This window comes from Bartonella sp. AU15XJBT (assembly GCF_028618615.1).
Lineage (GTDB): Bacteria > Pseudomonadota > Alphaproteobacteria > Rhizobiales > Rhizobiaceae > Bartonella.
Map to the genome: position 1 here is coordinate 1 of NZ_JAQITG010000049.1, position 5,852 is coordinate 5,852.

Here is a 5,852-nt window from a genome sequence, read left to right on the forward strand (position 1 = left end):
TAGGTGTATTGATTATGGTGGGAAAGATTTTCTTTTGAGAAAATATCCGCTGTCACAAGATCTGCATAAAAAAAGCTTATCGGAACTTCTAGTTTTTGAGCGATTTCCAGTAAGCATTTGGCGCTTATACGGTTCAACCCTTTTTCATATTTTTGGATTTGTTGAAAACTCACACCTAAAAAGCTTCCTAATGCCTTTTGAGAAAGTTCCATGGCAATGCGTCTATGACGAATTCTTTTACCTATAGAAATGTCGATAAAATGTGGATCTTTAGTTGGCACTTTGCACCCCCCTCCGGTTGCGAGCGCCCTCGCATTGGTATTCCGGGAGTCTAAAAGTACTGACTTGACTCAGCTTTTTGCTTTTAGTGCTAGAGCGCACCTGGACATAGCAAAATCTCCCGGAATTCCGGGATACCCGCAAAGCGGGATAAATTTATGTGTCAAGTCTTCGGGCTTTTAGTTCCCTATTTGATCGCTGCGTAGACGATCAAAATTACAGTATTCATTCATAAGGCAATTTCAGAAAGTTGGCAAGAAAAATGAAAACATTTTAAAAATGAGAGCATTTTTTGTATCGCAAGAATTATCTTATCATGCTGTAAAATGCTGATCTTTGAGGTTGATATTGGGTATATAGATTTACAACGTGTGTTTTTTTGTGCAAGTGTGTGTTGAATATTTTAGGAGTGGGTTTGTTGTTGCGTTTTGTGCAGCAGCGCCTTTTGAGGGGGGAATGTTGGGCGAGAGGTTGGTGTGGGAGAGAATTATTTACAGAGCGGTGTGGGGCAAGAAGTTAGGTTGTCGTTTATAAAATGGTGTAGGGTGTGGGGTGGAAAGTTTTGTTCTTTGGGGGATTTTTTTAAGCAAGGAGATTGTTCGGGGGTGATTTGGGAGTTTCTTTTAGCTTTTTTCTGTAAAGACGTAAAAGCGTAAAAACGTGGAGCCGTAAAAAAGGTAAGGGGCGTTTAAGCCATGGAGGATTTATGCGTTGCATATGGAGGCATGTGGGGGCGTATATCATGGTGTGGAATGGGGGAAGACGAATTTGGGATAACAGGGCTTGTGAGTGGAGAGATAATTTGGGGTGTAGGGGCGAGGCGTGTTTTGACGGGAGAGTGTGGGGGGGGGATATGGAGGAGGGGCAGAGGTGTGGAGAGAAAAGTTTAAGCGGTTTAGCGTAATTTCTTGTCACTCTAAACCAAGATCAGCCTAAAAATTAGAGGAAATGGGGCAGTAAAGTTTGAGGGAATGAAGTTGTAATTCTCAAAATGTAGGGTGAGTTTTTTTGAGAAAGCCTCATGGCAATGCGTCTGTGACGAATTCTTGTGCCTATTGAAGTATCAACAAAGTTTGAATTTTTGGTTTGAAAATGTGGATTTTTAGTTCGCACTTCGCACCCTCCCCACCGGCTGCGAGCGCCCTCGCATTGGTATTCCGGGAGTAACAAGTACTGAGCTCTAGCCAGCTTCTTTGCTTTTAGTGCTGGGCATGCACCTGGACATGACAAAGACTCCCGGAATCCCGGAAAATCCACAAGAGTAGATTTATTTTTACACTAGAGCTTAGGGCTTTTAGTTCCCTCTTGATCGCTGCGTAGACGATCAAAACACCTTTTAGATGATAAAGGAATTTCAGGAGATTGGCAAGAAAAATGAAAACATTTTGAAAATAAAAATATTTTGGGGATCTCAATAATTATCTCATTATCTTCTTATGTCGTAAAATTATACCGTAAAAAAACTGCTCCTTGAAGTCGATATTGGGCAATAGATTTACACATTTAGGTGTTTTTATGCACGTGTATGTTGAATATTTTAGGGGTGGATTTGTTTTTTTGAGCCTTTTGAAGCACTACCCCTTTAAGGGGGCTGATGTGACGGTGGGGGGCAAGAAGTTGGATTGTCGTTTATAGACCTTTGTTTACAGAGCAATGTGGGGTGGGGGAAGTTTTGTTTTTTGGAGAATTTTTTTTAAAAGGGGAGGGTTCGGTGGAGGTTTCGTTTGCTTTTTTCTGTAAAAATATAAAAGCGTAAAAATGTGATTCTGTAAAAAGGACAGGGAAGTTAAGGACGTGGAGGATTTATGCGTTATGTATGTTTTGAGTTGTGTTGGGTGTGTATCATTGCATGGAATGGGGTGAGAAATTTGTGGGAACAAGTTTTGTGAATGGAGCGCAAGATGGGAGGCAGAAGGGGGAGATGACGAGAGTGTATGGGGAATGGAGGGTGTTTGGAGCTGTAGAGAGAAAAGTTTAGGCAATTTAGCCTAATTTCTTGTCACTCTAAACCAAGATCAGCCTAAAAATTAGAGGAAATGGGTCAGTAAAGTTTGAGGGAATGAAGTTGTAATTCTCAAAATGTAGGGTGAGGTTTTTTGAGAACATAAGAGAGAAAACTTGAAAAACCTTTCCCTTTTTGTTGAATTTTTATTCACAAATTTAAGAAAATAGGATATGAACGCTGGAAAATAACGCACAGCTTAACAAAATATGTGCAATGTAAAGGAAATGATTGTTTATGTCAAAAGAAGAAGTTTTAGAATTTTCTGGTGTCGTTACCGAACTCTTACCGAATGCGATGTTTCGTGTGAAACTGGAAAATGATCATGAAATTATTGCACATACCGCTGGAAGAATGCGAAAAAATCGTATCCGGGTGTTAGCTGGTGATAAAATTATGGTAGAAATGACTCCCTATGATTTGACAAAAGGACGCATTACATACCGCTATAAGTAGCCTTATGGATGATTCATGATTTTTACAAAAATCATTCTGTTATTTTTAACAGACCTTTGGGGTGCTTTCTATACGTGAGAAAAGGTGAATGTTTAAAATGACCTTGAACAAGGTGTCAAATCAGTGCACAAAAAGAATAAGGAGATCAATAGCGCTTAAATGGAGCGCTTAAAACGGGGTAAGAGAAAAGCCGATTTTGCAAGGGGTGGAAATGAAAAATATAAGAGAGTGGGGGAAAAAACATTTGGCGGAAACTCTTGAGGAAGAAATTCATTTGGTGCTTGCCTCCGCTTCGCCACGGCGTTTGGCGCTTTTAGCGCAAATAGGGATTGATCCTCAGCAGGTTTATGCAAGCGATATTGATGAAACGCCAAAATTAAAAGAACATCCTGCAAACCTTGCTAAACGTTTGGCAAAGGAAAAAGCCCTAAAAGCGCAAGAGATTTTAAACTGGTACACTCAGAAGTCCCAAGAAAAATTGCAGAATGTCCCAAAAAAATTGCCTGGGCAGAAAATGATTATCTTGGCCGCTGATACGGTGGTGGCTGTTGGGCGTACCATTCTTCCCAAACCAGAAGGCGAAGATGAGGCTTATGAATGTTTACGGTTCCTTTCTGGACGGGCACACAAGGTCTATGGCGCCATTTGTGCCTTGAATGAACAGGGAAAAATAACCGTGAAATTGGTTGAAAGTCGTGTCCGTTTTAGACGCTTAACCTCTTCCATGATGAAGGCTTACCTTGCTTCAGGAGAATGGCAAGGAAAAGCTGGTGGCTATGCTATCCAAGGAAAAGCAGGGGCTTTTGTGGTCTATATCGCCGGCTCTTATTCTAATGTCGTGGGATTGCCTTTGGCTGAAACAGCCGATCTGTTGACCGCTTATCACTATCCACTTTACGCGCATTGGATGGAAGAAACGCAGTAGAGAAATTTTAAGGCAAGAGCCATGCAGGGTAAAAAACACCAAAGAGAGCACCAAAAAGTGCAAAGCGGAAATGAAGCAAGGTAAAAATGAAAAAAAAGGAACAGAAGAAAATTTAATGAAAGAGGAAAGAACACTGACGTCTCAAAGCCAAAGAAAGCTCTCTGAGCAAAAAGAGCCAAATTTGCTAAAAGACGACCGTCCTCCTCATCCTTGTCCTATTTGTGGTCAAATGTCACAGAAGTCTGCTTATCCTTTTTGTTCCAGCCGATGCCGTGCCATTGATCTCAATCGCTGGCTTTCGGGGGCTTATATCCTCCCACCCCCTCCACAGGTTAGCGATGAAGAAGAATAAAGGGGGTGTTTCTTAAAGGCAGAATGCTGTGTGCGTTTTGCGTGATTGAGGTAAAGCTTGAGGAACGGATAGGGTTTGTTTGGTTCTGTCTGATACATGTTCTTTGAGGGGGGTGAAGGGATATTTTGGGGGCAAGAAGTTGGGGCGTCGTTTATAGATCTTTGTTTCCAAAGCGGTGCGGTGTGGTGGTTTGAGAGTTTTTTGGCTTATTTCTGTAAAGACGTAAAAGCGTAAAATGTGGAGCCGTACAAAAGGAAGGGGGAGTGACGTGAGGGATTTCTGGGTTGTGGAGGCTTTGGGTTGTGTTTGGAAGCAGTTGGGGGGAATGCTGAGCTTTGCGTTATTGAGATAAAGTTTGAGGACGGGATAGGGTTTGTTTGGTTCTGTCTGATACATGTTCTTTGAGGGGCTGTGAAGGGATATTTTGGGGGCAAGAAGTTGGGGCGTCGTTTAAAGATCTTTGTTTCCAAAGCGGTGCGGTGTGGTGGTTTGGAAGTTTCGTTTGGCTTCTTTCTGTAAAGATGTAAAAGCGTAAAATGTGGAGCCGTACAAAAGGAAGGGGGAGTGACATGAAGGATTTCTGGGTTGTGGAGGCTTTGGGTTGTGTTTGGAAGCGGTTGGGGGGAATGCTGAGCTTTGCGTTATTGAGATAAAGTTTGGGGAGAGCGATGCAGTTATTTCAGGGGGGACTGAGCTTTCTAAGAGAAGTTGGGGGACAGGAAGGCTCTGGACATTTGAGTTGAGGAAGAAGGGGTGTGAAAAAGGCATGAGGTTGAAAGAAAACTTGGGGAGAGTGAGGCTGGAGATGGGAAAGCTGAATGTTAGGAAGCGGTTGGCGGAATGCTGTGTGCGTTTTGCGTGATTGAGGTAGGGCTTGGGGAGCGGATAGGGTTTGCTTAGACTTGTCTGATACATGTTTTTTGAAGGGGGTGAAGGGATATTTTGGGGGCAAGAAGTTGGGGCGTCGTTTAAAGATCTTTGTTTACAGAAGTGGTGTGGTGTGGTGATTTGGAAGTTTCGTTTGGCTTCTTTCTGTAAAGATGTAAAAGCATAAAATGTGGAGCCGTACAAAAGGAAGGGGGAGTGACGTGAAGGATTTCTGGGTTGTGGAGGCTTTGGGTTGTGTTTGGAAGCGGTTGGGGGGAATACTGAGCTTTGCGTTATTGAGATAAAGTTTGAGGACGGGATAGGGTTTGCTTAGACTTGTCTGATACATGTTCTTTGAGGGGGGTGAAGGGATATTTGGAGGGCAAGAAGTTGGGGCGTCGTTTATAGATCTTTGTTTACAGAAGTGGTGTGGCGTGGTGGTTTGGAAGTTTCGTTTGGCTTCTTTCTGTAAAGATGTAAAAGCGTAAAATGTGGAACCGTACAAAAGGAAGGGGGAGTGACGTGAGGGATTTCTGGGTTGTGGAGGCTTTGGGTTGTGTTTGGAAGCGGTTGGGGGGAATGCTGAGCTTTGCGTTATTGAGTTAAGGCTTGGGGAGAGCATTGCAGTCATTTTCTGGTTAAATGTCCCAAAAGTCTGCTTATCCTTTGAATCGGGCGTTTCTTTGAAGTTCATATCACCAATTGTATGAAAGGGCGGGAAACTTTAACTGTCAAAAAGTTTAATATCGGATGGTTGATATGAATTTATTTTTAAAAAAGAGTCCATTTTCTCTTTTTTCTGCTCTCTTTATTTCTAAAGTTGGCGATTATGCTTATGAAGTTGTTTTTATTTTACTTGTCTTAGAATTAACAGATAACGCCTTTTTTACAGGTCTTGTGTATTTTTTTCGCTTTATCCCTTTTCTCTTTTTTGGACCTATAGGCGGTTGGTTAGCGGATAATTTTTCTTT

General features: G+C 42.2%; 5 protein-coding genes and 1 pseudogene. 5 read left to right on the top strand and 1 reads right to left on the bottom strand.

Annotated features, from left to right (window positions below):
• On the bottom strand, window positions 1-281 hold a 281-nt coding region (locus PVV57_RS09495; RefSeq protein ID WP_273719495.1), incomplete at its 3' end, for a helix-turn-helix transcriptional regulator.
• A gap of 693 nt (window positions 282-974) precedes the next feature.
• Here PVV57_RS09495 and PVV57_RS09500 point away from each other — a divergent pair.
• The 5 genes and pseudogenes from PVV57_RS09500 to PVV57_RS09520 all read left to right on the top strand — a co-directional run.
• Window positions 975-1,169 (top strand): hypothetical protein, encoded by a 195-nt coding sequence (locus tag PVV57_RS09500; RefSeq protein ID WP_273783970.1) that lies wholly within the window; start codon window positions 975-977, stop codon window positions 1,167-1,169.
• Window positions 1,170-2,518: 1,349 nt separating this feature from the next.
• Window positions 2,519-2,737, top strand: coding sequence for a translation initiation factor IF-1 (infA, locus tag PVV57_RS09505; protein WP_010702900.1), 219 nt, complete (start codon window positions 2,519-2,521; stop codon window positions 2,735-2,737).
• A 211-nt stretch (window positions 2,738-2,948) separates the two neighbouring features.
• Entirely contained in the window at window positions 2,949-3,662 is a 714-nt protein-coding gene (locus PVV57_RS09510) for a Maf family nucleotide pyrophosphatase (protein WP_273719501.1), read from the top strand.
• Between the two features lie 70 nt (window positions 3,663-3,732).
• Window positions 3,733-4,014: a DNA gyrase inhibitor YacG gene (gene yacG / locus PVV57_RS09515; protein WP_273719503.1), complete on the top strand. Its 282-nt coding sequence runs from the start codon at window positions 3,733-3,735 to the stop codon at window positions 4,012-4,014.
• A gap of 1,626 nt (window positions 4,015-5,640) precedes the next feature.
• Window positions 5,641-5,852, top strand: a pseudogene (locus PVV57_RS09520) (MFS transporter); the annotation flags it as partial.